This is a genomic window from Curtobacterium sp. PhB78, from assembly GCF_003751685.1.
Lineage (GTDB): Bacteria > Actinomycetota > Actinomycetes > Actinomycetales > Microbacteriaceae > Curtobacterium.
Genome location: NZ_RKIA01000001.1, coordinates 403,322 through 420,077, shown reverse-complemented (window position 1 = coordinate 420,077; position 16,756 = coordinate 403,322). Strand labels below are relative to the sequence as shown.

Sequence of the window (16,756 nt, the reverse complement as noted above, 5' to 3'; positions counted from 1 at the left end):
ATTGACGATGTCTCAGCGCAGGAACGCCGTCCGCGCGAACCGCTCGTCAGTCGCTTCGAGCACCCGCAGCACGTTGCCCCCGGCGAGCGCCCGCAGGTCATCCGCTCCCCACCCGCGCCGCTGCAGCTCGGCCGCGAGCACCGGGTACCGCGACACGTCTCGCAGGTCCGGCGGCAGCACCGGGGTGCCGTCGTAGTCCCCGCCGAGGCCGATGTGCGCTGCGCCGGCGAGGTCGCGGGCGTGCTCGACGTGGTCGGCGACGTCCGACACCGTCACGAGCGGCGGCTCCCCCACCGAGCCGGCGTCCTCCCAGTCCGCCCAGTCGCGGGAGACGAACTTCGGCACGAACGTGATCATCACGATGCCGCCGTTGTCCGACAACCGGGCGAGCACGTCGTCCGGCACGTTGCGCGGGTGGTCGTCGACGGCGACGGTGGACGAGTGGCTGAAGACGACGGGCTGCGTGGCGACGTCGAGGGTGTCCCGCATGGTGGCCGGTGCGGTGTGCGACAGGTCGACGAGCATGCCGATCCGCTCCATCTCGGCCACCACCTGGCGGCCGCGATCGGTCAGCCCGTCGTGCGGACGCGAGCCCGTCGCCGAGTCGGCCCAGGGGGTGTCGTCGTTGTGCGTGAGCGTCATGTAGCGGACGCCGAGTCGGGCGAAGTCGCGGAGCACCGCCAGGTCGTCGCCGATGGAGTGCCCGCCCTCGGCGCCGAGCAGCGACGCGATCCGGCCGGACTCGACCGCCGCCCGGACCTCGGCCGCCGTCCGGGCCAGTACGAGCGACTCCGGGTACCGCTCGATGATCCGGTGCGCCAGGTCGATCTGCTGCAGCGTCGTCCGCACCGGGTCCGGTTCGTCGACGGGCACGAAGACCGACCAGAACTGGCCGACGACCCCACCGGCGCGGAGCTTCGGCAGGTCGGTGTGCAGCGAGTCGACCTCGGTGTCGATGCCCTCGACCCCGGAGTCGTGGGTCTCGCGGCGCTCCCACGGCAGGTCGTTGTGGCCGTCGATGACCGGGAACGGGATCGCGTCGAACGTCATGCCCCCGACGCTACCGCGCACGGCCCCGTGGCTAGGCTCGGCACGTGGACCCCGTCACCCTCCGGACCGATCGCCTGGTGCTCTCCGTGCCGGTGCCCGCCGACACCGAGAACGTCATCGCCTACGCGAACGACCCGGACGTCGTCACGTTCATCGCGATGCCCGAGCCGTACGGGCACGCCGAGGCGCACCAGTGGCTCACCGCGGTGGTGCAGGAGGGCTGGGCGACGGGCACCCGCTACGAGTTCGGTATCCGTCGCGCCGGTGACCCGCGCCTGCTCGGCACGGTCGGGCTCTTCGGCATCGACGGTGGCGGTGCCGAGATCGGGTACGCGACGCACCCGGACGCCCGTGGTCAGGGCCTGGTGACCGAAGCGGCCGAGCGGGTGCTGCAGTGGGCGTTCGCACCGGCTCCGCAGGGACTCGGACTCGTCCGGGTGCAATGGCGGGCGAAGGCCGAGAACACCGGCTCGATCGCGGTGGCCCAGCGACTGGGCATGCGGTACGAAGGCCGACGGCGCTCGGCGGTCCTGCACCACGGCGTCCGGCACGACGAACTGCTCGCCGCGGTGCTCGTCGACGACGACCGCTCGGCCGGAACGGTCTGGCCGGCCTCGTGACGGTGACGTTCCGCGTGGTGACCGAGCTCGCGGCACCGCCCGAGCGCGCGTTCGCGCTGTCGCTCGACATCGGCGCGCACGAGCGGTCGATGGCTGCGACCGACGAACGCGCCGTCGCCGGCACGACGTCCGGCACGATCGGCCTGGGCGAGTCCGTCACCTGGCGCGCGCGGCACTTCGGGATCGTCTGGCGGATGACGAGTCGGATCACTGCTCTGGAGGCCCCGCACCGGTTCGTCGACGAACAGGTGCGTGGGCCGTTCGCCCGCTTCCACCACGAGCACCGGTTCGAGCCGTCGGCCGGCGGCACGCGCATGGTCGACACCATCACGTTCCGCGCACCGTTCGGCCCGCTCGGTCGTCTGGCCGAGGTCGTCGCCCTCGAGCGCTACCTGCCGCGGCTCATCCGTGAGCGCAACGCGTCGCTCGCCACCGAGCTGCACGCCGACGGCCGCGACGGCCCCGACGGCCCCGACGGTCAGGGCGCTGCGAGCTCCCCCAGCGCGTCGTAGGCACTCGCCACCGCGTCGACCCGCGCGCGGCCGGCCGGTCCCGAAGCTTCGTACACGTCGTTCGCGATGGCCGCGACGACCGCGAACAAGGCCGCCATCGAGTCGAACGCCGCCGGTGAGTCGACCGGGCACAGGATCGCGGTGTTCGCCGGTGCCGCGATGACGGCTGCGGTCGGATCGCCCAGCACGACGACGTCGGCGCCGGTCGACACGCAGTGCCGCACGATCCGGTCGACGCCGGCAGTGTGCCGACGCACGGTCACCAGGACGACGAGGTCACGGCGGTCGAGGTCGGCGACCTCTTCGCCGAGCCGCTGCCCCGGTGCCGGACCGACCCGGACGTCGGAGCGGACCTGGGCGAGCTGCGCGCGGAGCTGCAGCGCCACCGGGTAGGCGCCGCGCTCCCCGAACACGAGCACGCGATGAGCGCGGACGATGCGGCGAGCGAGTCGCGGACGATCGGCACGGGCCAGCGAGGCGAAGGCCGCGTCGAGGTTGCGGGCCTCGACGGCGCGCTGGTCGACGTGGGCGGCGTCTTCCGCGACCCACGGCAGGCCGGACCCGCGTGCGGACATCAGGTTCTGCCGGACCTCGGCCGCGTCCTGGAACCCGAGCGACCGGACGAGCCGGGACACCGTGGCCTTCGATGTGCCCGACTCGGCGGCGAGCTCGGCCGAGGTGCCGACGAGCAGGAGTTCCGGGTCGTGCCGGACCATCGCGGCGACGCGTCGTTCTGCGGGCGAGAGCTGCTCCCAGACGGAGTCGATGCGAGCGCGGACGTCCGGTCCGGCGGTGCTCATGCCCGGGCCACCCGCTCCACCGCGACGGCGAGCGCGTCGAGCCCGAGCGCGATGTCGGGCGTCGAGACGAACTCGTCCGGGTGGTGGCTGATACCGTCCGGGTTGCGCAGGAACAGCATCGCGACGTCGGTGACGAGCCCGAGCGACATGGCGTCGTGTCCGGCCCGCGAGAACAGCTCCATCGGCGCGGCCTCGCCCGTCGACTCGATGCCGGCGCGGACGGCGTCCATCAGCCGCGGCGCGCAGAACACCGCCGGCGCGCGGTGCACCTCGGTCGGCGTGACGCTGACCCCGCGTCGTTCCCCGATCAGCGAGAACGCCTTCGTGAGCTCGTCCCACACCGCGTCGCGGCCGTCGTCGAACTCGCCGCGCAGGTCCACCGAGAACCGTGCGAGGCCGGGGACCACGTTCACCGCGCCCGGTTCGACGGTCATCGTGCCGACGGTGCCGACGTGGTGCGACGCCCGGCAGATCCGCTCGACGGCCAAGGCGGCCTCGGCCGCGGCGAGCAGCGCGTCGTGGCGGCGCTCGTAGGGGGTGCCGCCCGCGTGCCGGGCCTCGCCCACGGCCTCGACCGAGAACCGTCGGGCGCTCGCGATGCTCGTGACGACGCCGAGGGCCTGACCGGCCTGCTCGAGGTACGGACCCTGTTCGATGTGCGCCTCGAGGTACCCGGCGAGCGTCGTCGGGTCGGCCGCCGCGTCACCCACCCGGGCCGGGTCGAGCCCGAACCGGGTGAAGGCCTCGCGCAGGGTCACGCCGTCGCCGTCCGCCAGGTCCCACCAGGACTCGTCCCACACCCCGGCGACGGCGGACGACCCGAGCAGGGCCTTGCCGAAGCGGGTCCCCTCTTCGTCGGAGAACGCGATGACCTCGAGCGCGACGGGCAGCGGTCCCGCGGCCGTCAGTCGCGCAGCGGTGCGGATGGCCATCAGGACCCCGACGATCCCGTCGTAGCGGCCGGCGTCCACCACGGTGTCGAGGTGCGAGCCGAGCAGCAGCACGGGGGCGTCGGGTGCCGCGCCGTCGACCCGTCCGTGCAGGTTGCCGGCGGCGTCCTTCCAGGTGGTGAGTCCGGCGTCCTGCATCCACCCGGCGACGATCCCGTTGACGCGGGCGTGCTCGGGCGACAGGTATACGCGGGTGATCCGGCCGGTCTCCTCGGTGACCAGGGCCAGCTCGTCGCACCAGCGCGCCACGAGCTCGGCGTCGGCGGTGCCCAGGGCGGTGGCGGTCACGACCGGGGCCGCGCTCACGCCAGCACCCCGACCGGCGCACCGGCGAAGACGTCGAGGGCGGCGTCGACCCCACCGCCGTGCGGGACGGCGTGCCCCGCCCGGCGGAGCGCGTGCTCGAGGGCGGCGAGGGTCGTCACGACGGTGTCCTTGCGGGCGTTGTAGCCCATGGTGCCGATGCGCCAGACCTTGCCGTGCAGCGGTCCGAACGAGGTGCCGATCTCGATGCCGTGGTCGTCGAGCATCGAACCACGGACCTGGTCGCCGACGACGTCGGACGGGATCTCCACCGCGACGACGTTGTGCATCTTGTGTGCGACGTCACCGAACACGCCGAGCCCGAGCGCCTGGACACCTTGCAGCATCGCGCGGCCCGCGACTTCGTGCCGAGCGATCGCCTGCTCGCGCCCTTCGTCGAGCAGGATGCGGGCGCACTCGTTGGCGGCGTAGAGCATCGACGCGGCCTCGGTGTGGTGGTTCAGCCGCCGCGGACCCCAGTAGTCCAGGATCATCGCGAGGTCGAGGTAGTTCGAGCGGATCGGCTCGTCGGCGACGTCGTCACCGGGTTCGCGGATGCCCGCCTCGACGCTGCGGCGCTCGTCGAGCACGGCGGTCGCACGCGGCGAGACGGTGACCGGCGCGCTGCCGGACGGCCCGCCGAGGCACTTCTGCAGGCCGGCACTGACGGCGTCGATGCCCCAGGCGTCGACCTCGAGCGGGTTGCCGCCGACGGTCGCCGTGGCGTCGGTGTAGAACAGCACGCCGTGCCGCTCGCAGATCGCGCCCAGTTCGTCGAGCGGCTGGTTCATCGTGGTGGAGGTGTCGCCCTGCACGATCGCCAGCACCTTCGGCCGGACACGGACGATGGCGTCCTCGATCGCGGACGGCGTGAACACCTGACCCCACGCGGTCTCGATGGTGTGGACCTCGGCCCCGGCACGGCCGGCGATCTCGGCGAGCAGGTGCCCGAACCGGCCGAACACCGGCACGAGCACGCGATCCCCGGGTGCGAGGAGCGACACGAGCACCGCCTCGATCCCGGCGCGCGAGGTGCCGTCGACGAGCACGGTGGCGTCGTTCGTGGTGCCGAACACACCGCGGTAGAGCTCCTGGGTGTCGTTCATGGCGGAGGTCATCCACGGGTCGTACTGCCCGACGAGCGGGGTCGACAGGGCGCGGAGCACACGCGGGTCGGCGGTGATCGGGCCGGGGCCCATGAGGAGGCGGGCTGGCGGGTTCACGGGGTGCATGGTTGGTCCTTCCGTTCCGGTCACGAGCGTACCGGAACGATCGTTACAGACGTGTTTCGGTGACCCGGGCATCCGCGGTCACGGGAGCCGCGACGAGCTGCCCCTCGACGGCGGTGACGCCGCACGCGGTGGACGCCACCACGCGCCCGCGCAGCCAGGTCTCGGTGACGCGGCCACGGGCCTCCAGGCCGGCGAACGCGGAGACCGGGTTGCGGTGTGCCAGGCCGGCCACGTCGATGACCGCAGTGGCGGACGGGTCGAACACGGCGAAGTGGGCCAGCGCGCCGGGGGCGATGACCCCGCGGTCGGGGAAGCCGACGAGTGCTGCCGGACCGGTCGTGAACAGTGGCAACAGCACCTCGAGCGGGATGCCGCGGCGGAGGGCCTCGGTCCAGACGGCTCGGAAGCCGACCTGCAGGCCGGCGATCCCGCCCCAGGCGAGTCCCCAGTCGTCGACCTTGAGGTCGGCGGTCGACGGCGAGTGGTCCGACACGATCATGTCGATCGTGCCGTCGAGCACGCCGGCCCACAGGGCGTCACGGTTCGCGTCGTCACGGATCGGCGGGCAGCACTTGTACTCGGTCGCGCCGTCGGGGATGGACCCCGCTTCGAACGACAGGTAGTGCGGGCAGGTCTCGACCGTGATCCGGACGCCGTCGTCCTTCGCGGCGCGGATCATCGGGATCGCTCCGGCGTCGGACAGGTGCAGGATGTGGACCCGCGCGCCGGTGGCCCGTGCGCCGTCGATGACCCGCGCGATGGCAGACCGCTCGGCGTCGACCGGGCGGGTGGCGAGGAAGTCCTCGTAGTGGCCGCCGAGCGCGGCGTGGTCGACCAGGAACTCGGGGTCCTCGGCGTGCACGATGAGCAGGGCGTCGATCCGGGCGACCTCCTCGATCGCGGCGCGCAGTTGGTCGGCGTCCAGGTGCGGGAACTCGTCGACCCCGGACGGCGCGGTGAAGCACTTGAACCCGAAGACGCCCGCGTCGTGCAGTGCGCCGAGCGAGCCGGCGTTGTCCGGCACGGCTCCGCCCCAGAACCCGACGTCGACGGCGACCCGCCCCTCGGCACTCGCGCGCTTCACGGCGAGCGCCTCGACCGTCGTCGTCGCGGGGATCGAGTTGAGCGGCATGTCGATGATGGTCGTGACCCCGCCGAGTGCGGCGGCCCGGGTCGCGGACGCGAACCCCTCCCACTCGGTGCGTCCGGGTTCGTTGACGTGCACGTGGGTGTCGACGAGGCCGGGCAGCAGGACCTGGTCGTCCGGCACGGTGCGGTCGTCGAGCGTCCGGACCTCGGCGTCGACCGGCAGGACGCCGTCGACGCGGCCGTCGCGCACGACGACCGCTGCGGGCCGGAAGCCTCCGTCGATCCAGGCGCGATCTGCGCGCAGGACGAGGTCCGCGACGGTGTCGGTGTCGACGTCGGTGCGGGACCCGGTGCTGCCGTCGGCCGGGAGGCCCGTCATGCGCCCGCCCCGACCGTCGCGCCCGCCGCCGGCTGGCGTTCGAAGCCCGCCAGCAGACCCGACATCGCCTTCGTCGGCGGGGTGGCGTACTCGCCGTGCTTGCCCGTCGAGAGCCCGAGCCGCACGAGCGACTCGGCGAGCACGGTCGCCGCGGCGACGCCGTCGACGACCGGTGCCCCGATCGCCCGCGAGACCTCGGCGCAGAAGTCCGCCATCCCCGCGCAGCCGAGCACGACCGCGTCGGCTCCGCCGGCGATGACGGCCCGGCACTCCTCGATCACCAGGGCGCGTGCGCCCGAAGCGGGGTCGTCGAGCTCGAGCACCGCGACCTCGCACGCCCGGATCTCGGTGACGAGCGACGCGAAGCCGTAGCGCTCGGCGAGCTCGTGGGCCCGTCCGGTCGTCCGCGCCAGGGTCGTCACGACGCCGAACCGGCGCCCGAGCATCGCCGCTGCGTGGAAGCCCGCCTCGGCGATCCCGATGACCGGCCCGGAGGCGAGCTCCCGCGCGGCGTCGAGGCCCGGGTCACCGAAGCAGGCGACGACGTAGGCGTCCACGCCGTCCTGCTCCCCGAGCGCGATCTGCTCGAGGAGCCCCGGCACCGCGAGCGCCTCTTCGTAGTGGCTCTCGATCGACGCCGGGCCCATCGTGGGGTTCACCGCCTCGACGATGGTGCCCGGGCCGGCGACCGCGGTGGCGGCGACGCCGATCGAGCGGGTCATCGAGGCGGTGGTGTTCGGGTTGACGACGCGGATGCGCATCGGGGTCCTTCCGGTGGTGCGGGCGGTGCGGGTGTCGCTGGTGGTGCGGTGTCGCTGGTGGTGCGGTGTCGCTGCGGCGTCTCAGGCTCGTCCGACGGCGGCGCCGTCGTCGACCGTCGGGTCGTCCGAGGCGAGCTCCGGCATGCTCGGCCGGACCCGCTCGAGTCCCCAGAAGACCACGAGCCCCAGGCCGCAGCCGATGAACCAGCTGTAGTTGTTCAGCCCCGGCAGGATCCCGAGCGCGGGCGGGAGCACCGCACTGGCGACCGAGACCACCCCGGTGACGACGAGGGTACCGATGGCGTTCGGGTTGAAGCCGCCGCGGTACCAGTACCGGGCCGAGGTGTCCTTCGTGTACATGTCGTCGACGGCGATGCGCTGCTTCCCGACGATGTAGTACCCGGCGATCAGGATGCCGAACAGCGGGCCGATGAGGGCGCCGAGCACCCCGAGCGTGTACAGGATGGCCTGGTCGTTGCCGTACCAGTTCCACGGGGTCAGCAGCACGGAGCCGACCGCGGCGATCATGCCGCCGGCTCGCCACGAGATCTTGCGCGGAGCGACGTTCGAGAAGTCGAACGCGGGGCTGATGAAGTTCGCGACGATGTTGATGCCGACCGTCGCCGTGACGAAGGTCAGGCCGCCGAGCAGGATCGCGAACGGGGCGCCGATCGCCTGCACGGTCTCGATCGGGTCGGTGATGAGCTTGCCGAACACCGGCACGGTCGCACTCGCGCACAGCACGGTGAGCACCGAGAAGAACAGGAAGTTGATCGGCAGGCCCCAGAAGTTGCCCCGCTTGACCGCTGCGAAGGACTTGCCGTAGCGCGAGAAGTCACCGAAGTTGAGCATCGGGCCGGAGAAGTAGCTGACCACCAGGGCGACCGCGGAGAGCATGACCGGGATCGACGCGCCGAACGAGAGCGGCTCCCCCACCGACAGCGTGAACGAGATGTTGCCGATGCCGGCCTGGCTGACGAGGTAGATCGCCAGCGCGATCATCACGACGTACACCGCCGGGCCCGCCCAGTCGATGAACTTCTTGATGGCCTCCATGCCCATCCAGAACAGGGCCCCCTGCGCGACCCACAGGATCGCGTACGAGATCCACCCGAGCGCTGACAGCCCCAGGAACGAGTGGTCGAGCAGCCCGGCCGAGGCGGGGATGAACTTCAGGAAGATGATGTTGAGCGACTGCGCGGCGAGGAACGTCTGCACGCCGTACCAGGCCATCGCGATCAGCCCGCGGATGATCGCGGGCACGTTCGCCCCGAGCACCCCGAACACCGCACGGTTGATGACCGGGTAGGGCACGCCGGTGCGCTGCGACGGCTTGGCGACGAGGTTGGCGAAGACCTGCACGATCAGGATGCCGACCACCAGGGCGATGAGCACCTGCCAGCTCGCGATGCCGAGTGCGAAGAGCGACCCGGCGGTGACGTAGCCGCCGACCGAGTGCACGTCGGACATCCAGAAGGCGAAGAAGTTGTAGCTCGTCCAGCTCTGCTTGCGCAGCGGGGCGAGGTCCTCGTTCGTGAGCGCCGGGTCGTACCCGGGCTTGACGACGCCGGCACCAGCGGGTGCGGCGGTCGTGGTGGGGGCGTGGGGCGCTGCGACGGGTGTCACGAGATCGGTAGCCATGGCGTCCTCCGAGGGAGTGGGGTGGGGAGGCGGTGATCGCCTCCACCACAGAAGTTAGGGAGCCTCTTCGCGCCCGCCGTTTCCCTCGTGTAACGGTCGTGTGTCGTGGTCGCTGTCCTGAAACGCTCGTTCCACACCAGAACGTGCACAGACATGTGCACGATGATGGCCGCATGCCCGACACCATCCGTTACGTCGCGATCGGCGACAGCTTCTCGGAGGGCATCGGCGACGCCGGCGCCGTACCGTTCCCCGGCTGGACCGGTCGACTCGCGAGCGGCATGGCCCGAGTGCACGACGCAGACGTCCGGTACGCCAACCTCGCGGTCCGCGGGCGCCTGCTCGCCGGGGTCCTCGGAGAGCAGCTCGACGCGGCTCTCGCACTCGACCCCGCACCGACGCTGATCACGTTCTGCGCGGGCGGCAACGACCTGCTGCGGCCACGGTTCGACGCCCGCGCCCTCATCGCACCACTCGAAGCGGCGGTCGACACGGTCCTGGGCCGCGGGGTCCGGCTGGCGCTGCTCAGCCCCGCCGACCCGAGCGCCCGGCTCCCCCTCGGACGCCTCATCAACGCGCGCGGCGACGCCTGGGCCGACGCCCTCGCCGACCTCGCCCGGCGGTACGACCTGCCCTTCGTCGACGTGTCCCGTGACCCGCACCTGCGCCGTGCGGAGTTCTGGTCAGAGGACCGGCTGCACATGAACGACACCGGCCACCAGCGCGTCGCGGACCTCGCCCTGCACGCGATCCAGGACGGACCGGCACCGATCGAGCCGGCGTCCGAACAGATCGGTCGCCCCCGACTCTCCGAGGAACTCCGCTACTACCGCGAGCACGTCCTGCCCTGGGTGCAGCGCCGTGTCACCCGGCGGTCCTCGGGCGACGGACGCTCGGCAACGTACCCGGCGTGGACGCCCGTCGATTGATCACGCACGATCGCGGCGGTTCTCCGCACGCGTCCCGCGCTCAGCTTGTCCTCCCCCGCGCGCAGCCGTTCTACTCGGGTGATCCACGTCCGAGCCGAACTCAGGGGAGACGGCACCATGCACACTGCGCCACGCCCATCCGGCACCACCGCGACACGTCCTGCAACCGTCACAACCCCGACGGGCACCCCCAGCACCGCACACGGCATCGACCACATCGGCCTCACCGTGCCCGACATCGACCAGGCCACCGACTTCTTCGTCCTGGGACTCGACGCCGTCCCCCTGTACGACCGGTTCCTCCGGAGCGAACCGCTCCGCGGTGAACCCGACGTCCAGCGGCGCCTCGGCATCCCGAAGACCATGGCCCAGGGGGCACTGCGTATGCTCGCGCTGCCGAACGGGCCGGGACTCGAGCTCTTCGAGTACCACGGCCCCGACCAGCGCCCGGCCGTCCGCGCGAGCGACCTCGGCTGGCAGCACGTGGCGTTCTACGTCGACGACATCGACCACGCGCTGTCGCACATCGAGACGGCGGGCGGCCAGCGGTACGCCGACCCGCGTGACCTCGGCGGCAACGAGGGTGGGTTCGGCAACCGGTTCGTGTACGTCGGAACGCCGTGGGGATCGACGATCGAGCTGATCACCTACCCGAGTCGGCAGTCGTACGAGGACCACGCCCCGCGACCGAAGTGGCGCGTCTGACCGTTCAGCGCGCCGGGGCCGTCGCGATGTACGTCCGCGTCGGCCCGCCCGTCAGGGCGTGCGGGAACTCGACCCCGTCCGCCCGGAACCCGCCGGCTTCGTAGAGCCGCAGCGCTCGCTCGTTGCCGGCGAGTGCGTGCAGGACCACCGCGGGGTGTCCCGCCGCCGACGCCGCGTCGACCGACGCGGCCAGGAGCGCACGCCCGACACCCCGCGCCTGCACGTCCGGGCGGACGGCGAGCAGCGACAGGTAGGCGGCGTCGGACGGGTCGGTCGACCGTCCGGACCCCGGCGCCGTCACGAGCGCGAAACCGTCGATCGCACCGGCCGTTCCGGCAGCGACGAGCAGTGCGACGCGCGGTACGGCGAACTTCGACGCCGCGCGGGCTCGCACCGCGTCGGACTCCGGAACGCCGTCCCGTGCCGCGACCGCTGCGACCCACAGGTCGACACAGGCCGACACCTCGTCCGGGGCCGCTGGACGCACGGACACGGACGGTTCGATCACCCGGTCAGCCTACGACCGCGCTGCTGCCGATCCTGAACGACGCCCCACGGTGCTCGTCGGGCAGCCGGTCACCGCGGCCGTGCAGCTTGTGCCGCAGCGAACCGGGCTCGTAGCCGGTCGGGTACGCCCCGCGCGCCCGGAGTTCGGGGATGACGAACTCGATGACGTCCTCCCACGTGCCCGGCGTCACCGCGTACGCCAAGTTGAAGCCGTCGACGTCGGTGAGCTCCTGGATCTCCTGCAGGCGGTCGGCGATGGTCGCTCCCCCGCCGACGGCGACCGGCCCGAGTCCGCCGATCGCGGTGTGCCGGGCGAGGTCGCGGATCGTCCACGAGCTGCCGTCCTCGCCGGTCGCCGCCGCGATGTTGGCCGCAGCCGACTGGATCGCGTTCGACTCGACGTCACCGAGGGGCTCGTCGAGGTCCCACTGCGACAGGTCGACGCCCATCCAGCCGGAGTTGAGCACCAGGGCACCGAGCTCCGACGCGTACGACAGGTAGTCCTCGTACTTCGCCTGGGCCAGCTCGTCGGTGGCGTCCGTGATCACGGTGAGCAGTGTGTAGACGCGAGCGGCGTAGCGGTCGCGACCAGCTGCCTCCAGGCCGTCACGGACCTTCGCGACGGTCGACGCGAGCTGCTCGACGGTCGGTGCGCCCACGAAGACGGCTTCGGCGTTCTCCGCTGCGAAGCGGATGCCGCGCGGCGACGCGCCCGCCTGGTAGATGACGGGCGAACGCTGCACCGACGGCTCGGACAGGTGGATGCCCGGCACGTCGAAGTGCTTGCCGTGGTGCTCGATCGGGTGCACCTTCGCCGGGTCGGTGAAGACGCCGGACGCGCGGTCGGCGACGACCGCGTCGTCCTCCCACGAGCCCTCCCACAGCTTGTAGAGGACCTCGAGGTACTCGTCGGCCACGTCGTACCGGTCGTCGTGCGACAGCTGGTCGGTCTGGCCCATGTTGCGCGCGGCGCTCGGCAGGTAGCCGGTGACGACGTTCCAGCCGACGCGCCCCTTGGTCAGGTGGTCGAGCGTGGAGATCCGCCGGGCGAACGGGTACGGGTGCTCGTACGCCGTGCCCGCCGTGATCCCGAAGCCGAGGTGCTCGGTCACCGACGCCATCGCCGACACCAGCAGGATCGGGTCGTTGACCGGCACTTGCGAGCCCGTGCGGAGTGCGGCCTCGTTCGAGTCGCCGTACACGTCGTACGTGCCCAGCACGTCGGCGATGAAGATGCCGTCGAACGCGCCGCCCTCGAGCGTCTTCGCCAGGTCCGTCCAGTACGTCAGGTCGCGGTAGTCCCGCGATCGGTCGCGCGGGTGCCGCCACAGCCCGGAGGACTGGTGGGCGACGCAGTTCATGTCGAACGCGTTGAAGCGGATCTGCCGGGGTTCGCTGCTGCTGGTCACGCTTGGCGACGCTACGTGCGGGGTCTGCGTCCGTCATCCATCGTGACGAAGCGTGACGGCCGACTGTCGGTAGGTGCTGCTGCGTGTGCCGTTGCCGGTGCCGGTCCGTCCCGCACAACCAAAGTCGTCCGGAACCGGGGATTCACCCTGCTCGGATGCACTTTGGTTGTGCGGCTGTGCGCTGCCCACGACTCAGGCGCGGTCGTGGAGCGTGACCTGGTAGCCGTCCGGGTCGGCGAACGTGAACGTCCGGCCGAACGGGCCGTCGATCGGTGCCGACACGATCGTGTGGCCGTCGGCCACCAGGGCGTCGTGGATGGCCTGCACGTCGGTCGCGTGCAGCCAGATCGCCGCGCCGATGCCCGGCTGAGAGACCGCGTCGAGGTCGGTGCCGGGGACGACGTCCCGCAGCGCGAAGGCGATGGGCGTCGTCTCGAAGACGACGGCGTGTGGCGGGCCGGCCTGGGAGCGGACGAGACCGAGGTACTGCTCGTAGAACGCCTGCGACGCCGCCAGGTCGCGGGTCTGCAGGGAGATGAAGTCGGGGCCGGTGACGGGCATGTGGTGCTCCTTCGGTTGTGTCAGTTTTCTGACACGGCACAACCTATGTCAGACTCCTGACATGAGTCAAGACGGCACCGACAGCAGCGACGTCATCTACCTCGAGACGTCCCTCGGATACCTGCTCAAGGAAGCCGCGAGCGCGCTCCGCGCTGCGATGGAGGCCGTGCTGCGCCCGCTCGGCATGACGATGACGCACTACTCGTGCCTCGAACTCCTGGCACAGCGGCCCGGGCTGTCGAACTCCGAGCTCGCACGCGGCGCCTTCGTCACGCGGCAGTCGATGAACGTGCTGTTGCAGGCCCTGGAACGGGACGGCTTCGTGACGCGGGCCACCGAGGCACCGGTGGGCAAGGCGCTCCCGACGCGGTTGACGGCGAGCGGCCGGGCGAGCCTCGAGCTCGCGAGCGCGGCTGTCCGCGGCGTCGAGGTCCGGATGCTCGGCGGACTGTCCGACGAGCAGCAGGCGGTGGCGCGGGGAGCATTGCGCAGCATGGTGCGCTCACTCCGCCGCACCAGCGACGACGAGGCCGACACGGTCTGACGACGCGCTACCCTTCGACCGGTATTGATGTATCTCTGGAAGGGAACCGTTCGTGCACGAGGACTTCACCGGCCTGTACCTGTCGAGCCTCTGGCTCAGCGTCGCGATGCTCGCCGGCGGGTACGCCCGGACCCGGAACCGATCGGCGTGGACCTGGTTCCTCCTGACGCTGCTGTTCGGCCCGCTCGCGGTGCTGCTGCTCGTCACGTGGCCAGCGCGTCCGCCACGCCGCACCGACCCCGCGCGGACCGATGCGTCCGTATCGGCACCGGACACGGGCGGTTCCGAGGAGTAGCCCTGACGCAGAAGCGCGCAGGACCAGATCCTCTCAGGGAAGGGCGGACACCATGGCGCTGGAGGACGACGTCGTCACCGACGTCGGCGGGGATCGACGACTACGGACCGCGCTGCTGATCGTCGGCATCGTGGCGGTCCTCGTCGGTGTCGCCTCACTCGTGCTCCCGCACGCGACGCTGTTCGCGGTCGCGTGGGTGTTCGGCATCTACCTGCTGGTGTCCGGCCTGTCGATGATCGTCCGTGCGTTCGCCCGCGGGATCGGCACCGGCCGCCGCGTCGGCTTGGTCGTCCTCGGTGCGCTGATCCTCGCCGGGGGCATCGTGGCGCTCGTCGCCCCGCCGGTCGGGGTGCGGTGGATCGCGTTCGTGATCGGCTTCGCCTGGCTGGTTGAGGGCATCACCCTGCTCTACGCCCCGACACCGACGAACCGTGCCCTGACGATCGGCGCCGCGGTGCTCAGCATCGTCATCGGCGTACTCGTCATCAACCTGCCGTCCATCGGGGCAGCGCTGGCCGTCGTCGCCATCGCGGGCTTCCTGATCCTGTTCGGCATCGTGCAGATCGCCCTCGGGGTCACCGTCGGACGCGCTGACCGATCCGCCACGACCGCCGGACGAGCGGCCTGACCGCAGCTCCTGCGCAGGGGTCCGTCACCCATCGAAGAAGACGTCGGCAGCGTCCATCGGGGCGAACTGCACTTCGAAGTCGCGTTCGTTGGGGATCCACACATCCCGCCACAGGTCGTCGTGGTCACGTCCGAGCCGGCGGTCGCGGGCCATGCCGCGACGAGCGGCGGTGTCGAGGTCCACGTCGCACCAGACCGCCACGTCGATGTGCGGCATCGCGTCGGGGTGGAAGAGGCCGATGAGGTCGACGACCACGACGTCCGTCGTCGGCAGTGGCTCCGCGGGACCGAGCGCCCGGACCGACCAGTCGAACCGCTGGAACGTGCTCGCTCGCCCCGTCCGGTGCGGTTCGAGGACGGACGACATCAGACGCTCCCGATCGACACCGTCCCAGTCGGCCGACCGCCGGTGGGACCGCTCCGGATCGAGGAAGTCGTCTCCACGGATCCGCACCGCGCCCGGCACGTTCCCGGCCAGACTGCGCGCCAGCGTGGACTTCCCGGAGCCGCAGTACCCCGAGATGCCGACGACGATGGCGTGCCCGGCCGAGGCGCGGCGTGCCGCCACGAGGTCGATGACACCGTGCTGATCCATCGGACCAGCGTACGAGCCGATCACCAGCACGGGATCCGCGCCGACGACTCCTAGGCTCGACGGGTGGACGTCACACTGCGGAACAGCATCCCCGAGGACATCGAGTGGCTCGTCGAGCTGCGTGCACAGGTCCTCCGTGCCGACCTGGAGCGTCTCGGCCGCTTCGACGCGGTCCGGGTCCGCGGGCGGATGCGTGATGCCTTCGCGCCCGAGCACACCCGTGTCGTCGTGGTCGACGGCCGCGATGTCGGCTCGATCGCCACACGGATCGACGACGACACCCGCTGGGTCGAGCACTTCTACCTCGCGCCGGACATCCAGGGGCGCGGCATCGGGTCCACAGTGCTCCGGACCGTCCTGTCCGACTCCCACACGGGCGCAACCCGACTCAACGTGTTGCAGGGAAGCCCCGCACGCCGGCTCTACGAACGGCACGGTTTCGTCGTGGACACCGAGGACGACGTCGACGTCTTCATGACGCATCGTCACGTCTGAACGGTAGGTTCGACGCATGAGCCACGTCCTGCGATCCATCGGCCGGGTGGTGCTGACCACGCTGCAGTACCTGGCCGCCGTACTGAGCGCCACCGGTTCCGGCGGTGCCACCGCCCCGGCCCAGCCACCTACCCGATCCACGAAGCCTCGGGACGAGTACCGCCCCTGAGCCGGGCCTACAGCACCTTCGCGTACCAGCGGTCGGAGTACGGGTCGTCGTTGAACGGTGCCACCCGCACGAAGCCGAGCCGTTCGTAGAGCGCGCAGGCCTCGGCGAGCTCGGCCCGGGTGTCGAGCCGCAGCAACGTGATCCCGCGTACCCGGCAGACCTCCTCGACGTGTCGCAGGAGCGCCGAACCGACACCCCGACCGCGGCGATCCGGCAGCGTGAACACCTTCGTCAGCTCACCGACGACACCCACGAAACGCACGCCGGCACACCCGACCACCGCTCCCCCGTCCGAGGCGACGACGAACAGCCCGGAGTCCCCTTGCAGGTCGTCGAAGGGCTCGTCGAGCATCGCGCGGTCGACCTCGGCCGAGGTCGCCGCCCGCCCGTACCACCGCGACGCGACCTCGGTCAGGTAGTCCCGCACGATCGCGTCGGCCCGGCCTGCGCCGGGTCGCTCCGTCTCGAAGATCATCGCGCCCCTCCGACAAGCACACCGTTCAAGCCGTTCGGGGCTCGGTCGGCGACCAGCTGCGGACGGGAGGCGCGGGGCGGGCCCGCACCGGGCCTCCTGGCCGTCACG

The 16,756-nt window shown here is 71.6% G+C and carries 20 protein-coding genes and 1 pseudogene; 9 read left to right on the top strand and 12 right to left on the bottom strand.

What is annotated here, in order from left to right:
* Positions 1–12: 12 nt before the first annotated feature.
* Entirely contained in the window at positions 13–1,050 is a 1,038-nt protein-coding gene (locus tag EDF53_RS02090) for a dipeptidase (protein ID WP_123292012.1), read from the bottom strand.
* Positions 1,051–1,094: 44 nt separating this feature from the next.
* Between EDF53_RS02090 and EDF53_RS02085 the strand changes: the two genes are divergently transcribed.
* Positions 1,095–1,670, top strand: coding sequence for a GNAT family N-acetyltransferase (locus EDF53_RS02085; RefSeq protein ID WP_123292011.1), 576 nt, complete (start codon positions 1,095–1,097; stop codon positions 1,668–1,670).
* Entirely contained in the window at positions 1,667–2,182 is a 516-nt protein-coding gene (locus EDF53_RS02080; RefSeq protein ID WP_123292010.1) for an SRPBCC family protein, read from the top strand. The genes EDF53_RS02085 and EDF53_RS02080 overlap by 4 nt, the downstream gene beginning before the upstream one ends.
* On the opposite strand, the gene EDF53_RS02075 is transcribed toward EDF53_RS02080, so the two are convergent.
* The 6 genes from EDF53_RS02075 to EDF53_RS02050 form a co-directional block, all read right to left on the bottom strand.
* A complete protein-coding gene (locus tag EDF53_RS02075; RefSeq protein ID WP_123292009.1) occupies positions 2,149–2,982 on the bottom strand; it encodes a MurR/RpiR family transcriptional regulator in 834 nt (277 codons plus the stop codon). The two genes, EDF53_RS02080 and EDF53_RS02075, sit on opposite strands and share 34 nt — an antisense overlap.
* A complete protein-coding gene (locus tag EDF53_RS02070; protein WP_123292008.1) occupies positions 2,979–4,238 on the bottom strand; it encodes an allantoate amidohydrolase in 1,260 nt (419 codons plus the stop codon). Before EDF53_RS02070 ends, EDF53_RS02075 begins: the two co-directional genes overlap by 4 nt.
* Positions 4,235–5,467 (bottom strand): alanine--glyoxylate aminotransferase family protein, encoded by a 1,233-nt coding sequence (locus EDF53_RS02065; RefSeq protein WP_123292007.1) that lies wholly within the window; start codon positions 5,465–5,467, stop codon positions 4,235–4,237. The genes EDF53_RS02070 and EDF53_RS02065 overlap by 4 nt, the downstream gene beginning before the upstream one ends.
* A 43-nt stretch (positions 5,468–5,510) precedes the next feature.
* The gene (gene allB / locus EDF53_RS02060) at positions 5,511–6,935 is read right to left on the bottom strand and encodes an allantoinase AllB (protein WP_123292006.1); all 1,425 of its coding nucleotides are present in this window, start codon (positions 6,933–6,935) and stop codon (positions 5,511–5,513) included.
* Entirely contained in the window at positions 6,932–7,696 is a 765-nt protein-coding gene (locus EDF53_RS02055; RefSeq protein ID WP_123292005.1) for an aspartate/glutamate racemase family protein, read from the bottom strand. The genes allB and EDF53_RS02055 overlap by 4 nt, the downstream gene beginning before the upstream one ends.
* A gap of 81 nt (positions 7,697–7,777) precedes the next feature.
* A complete protein-coding gene (locus EDF53_RS02050; protein WP_123292004.1) occupies positions 7,778–9,337 on the bottom strand; it encodes an NCS1 family nucleobase:cation symporter-1 in 1,560 nt (519 codons plus the stop codon).
* A gap of 173 nt (positions 9,338–9,510) precedes the next feature.
* Between EDF53_RS02050 and EDF53_RS02045 the strand changes: the two genes are divergently transcribed.
* Together EDF53_RS02045 and EDF53_RS02040 are read left to right on the top strand one after the other, a co-directional pair.
* Positions 9,511–10,266 (top strand): SGNH/GDSL hydrolase family protein, encoded by a 756-nt coding sequence (locus tag EDF53_RS02045; protein WP_221181182.1) that lies wholly within the window; start codon positions 9,511–9,513, stop codon positions 10,264–10,266.
* Positions 10,267–10,383: 117 nt separating this feature from the next.
* Positions 10,384–10,971, top strand: coding sequence for a VOC family protein (locus tag EDF53_RS02040; protein WP_123292003.1), 588 nt, complete (start codon positions 10,384–10,386; stop codon positions 10,969–10,971).
* Between the two features lie 4 nt (positions 10,972–10,975).
* Here EDF53_RS02040 and EDF53_RS02035 read toward each other — a convergent pair whose 3' ends face one another.
* The 3 genes from EDF53_RS02035 to EDF53_RS02025 form a co-directional block, all read right to left on the bottom strand.
* A complete protein-coding gene (locus EDF53_RS02035) occupies positions 10,976–11,479 on the bottom strand; it encodes a GNAT family N-acetyltransferase (protein ID WP_123292002.1) in 504 nt (167 codons plus the stop codon).
* 4 nt (positions 11,480–11,483) lie between these two features.
* Entirely contained in the window at positions 11,484–12,887 is a 1,404-nt protein-coding gene (locus tag EDF53_RS02030) for an LLM class flavin-dependent oxidoreductase (RefSeq protein WP_221181181.1), read from the bottom strand.
* A gap of 192 nt (positions 12,888–13,079) precedes the next feature.
* A complete protein-coding gene (locus tag EDF53_RS02025; protein ID WP_123292001.1) occupies positions 13,080–13,448 on the bottom strand; it encodes a VOC family protein in 369 nt (122 codons plus the stop codon).
* A 61-nt stretch (positions 13,449–13,509) separates the two neighbouring features.
* On the opposite strand from EDF53_RS02025, the gene EDF53_RS02020 reads away from it, so the two are divergent.
* From EDF53_RS02020 to EDF53_RS02010, 3 genes are read left to right on the top strand one after another with little or no spacing between them, the layout of a single operon-like run.
* Positions 13,510–13,992, top strand: a complete 483-nt coding sequence (locus tag EDF53_RS02020) for a MarR family winged helix-turn-helix transcriptional regulator (RefSeq protein WP_123292000.1) — start codon at positions 13,510–13,512, stop codon at positions 13,990–13,992.
* Between the two features lie 52 nt (positions 13,993–14,044).
* Positions 14,045–14,287: a hypothetical protein gene (locus tag EDF53_RS02015; RefSeq protein WP_221181180.1), complete on the top strand. Its 243-nt coding sequence runs from the start codon at positions 14,045–14,047 to the stop codon at positions 14,285–14,287.
* Between the two features lie 52 nt (positions 14,288–14,339).
* Positions 14,340–14,915: an HdeD family acid-resistance protein gene (locus EDF53_RS02010; protein WP_185020907.1), complete on the top strand. Its 576-nt coding sequence runs from the start codon at positions 14,340–14,342 to the stop codon at positions 14,913–14,915.
* Positions 14,916–14,939: 24 nt separating this feature from the next.
* Here the strand turns inward: EDF53_RS02010 and EDF53_RS02005 are convergent, their stop codons facing one another.
* Positions 14,940–15,509 (bottom strand): uridine kinase, encoded by a 570-nt coding sequence (locus tag EDF53_RS02005; RefSeq protein WP_123292325.1) that lies wholly within the window; start codon positions 15,507–15,509, stop codon positions 14,940–14,942.
* 63 nt (positions 15,510–15,572) lie between these two features.
* Here EDF53_RS02005 and EDF53_RS02000 point away from each other — a divergent pair, with 63 nt between their 5' ends.
* Together EDF53_RS02000 and EDF53_RS19130 are read left to right on the top strand one after the other, a co-directional pair.
* Entirely contained in the window at positions 15,573–16,004 is a 432-nt protein-coding gene (locus EDF53_RS02000) for a GNAT family N-acetyltransferase (RefSeq protein ID WP_173169263.1), read from the top strand.
* A gap of 16 nt (positions 16,005–16,020) precedes the next feature.
* Entirely contained in the window at positions 16,021–16,173 is a 153-nt protein-coding gene (locus tag EDF53_RS19130) for a hypothetical protein (protein ID WP_185020906.1), read from the top strand.
* A 7-nt stretch (positions 16,174–16,180) separates the two neighbouring features.
* Here the strand turns inward: EDF53_RS19130 and EDF53_RS01995 are convergent.
* Positions 16,181–16,654: pseudogene (locus EDF53_RS01995) on the bottom strand (GNAT family N-acetyltransferase); the annotation flags it as partial.
* Positions 16,655–16,756 lie beyond the last annotated feature (102 nt).

Coding starts and splice junctions, on each gene's coding strand:
- EDF53_RS02050 (WP_123292004.1), bottom strand. CDS start 9,337: ATGGCTACCGATCTCGTGACACCCGTCGCAGCGCCCCACGCCCCCACC.
- EDF53_RS02010 (WP_185020907.1), top strand. CDS start 14,340: ATGGCGCTGGAGGACGACGTCGTCACCGACGTCGGCGGGGATCGACGA.
- EDF53_RS02020 (WP_123292000.1), top strand. CDS start 13,510: ATGAGTCAAGACGGCACCGACAGCAGCGACGTCATCTACCTCGAGACG.
- allB (WP_123292006.1), bottom strand. CDS start 6,935: ATGACGGGCCTCCCGGCCGACGGCAGCACCGGGTCCCGCACCGACGTC.
- EDF53_RS02025 (WP_123292001.1), bottom strand. CDS start 13,448: ATGCCCGTCACCGGCCCCGACTTCATCTCCCTGCAGACCCGCGACCTG.
- EDF53_RS19130 (WP_185020906.1), top strand. CDS start 16,021: ATGAGCCACGTCCTGCGATCCATCGGCCGGGTGGTGCTGACCACGCTG.
- EDF53_RS02045 (WP_221181182.1), top strand. CDS start 9,511: ATGCCCGACACCATCCGTTACGTCGCGATCGGCGACAGCTTCTCGGAG.
- EDF53_RS02005 (WP_123292325.1), bottom strand. CDS start 15,509: ATGGATCAGCACGGTGTCATCGACCTCGTGGCGGCACGCCGCGCCTCG.
- EDF53_RS02090 (WP_123292012.1), bottom strand. CDS start 1,050: ATGACGTTCGACGCGATCCCGTTCCCGGTCATCGACGGCCACAACGAC.
- EDF53_RS02065 (WP_123292007.1), bottom strand. CDS start 5,467: ATGCACCCCGTGAACCCGCCAGCCCGCCTCCTCATGGGCCCCGGCCCG.
- EDF53_RS02075 (WP_123292009.1), bottom strand. CDS start 2,982: ATGAGCACCGCCGGACCGGACGTCCGCGCTCGCATCGACTCCGTCTGG.
- EDF53_RS02040 (WP_123292003.1), top strand. CDS start 10,384: ATGCACACTGCGCCACGCCCATCCGGCACCACCGCGACACGTCCTGCA.
- EDF53_RS02055 (WP_123292005.1), bottom strand. CDS start 7,696: ATGCGCATCCGCGTCGTCAACCCGAACACCACCGCCTCGATGACCCGC.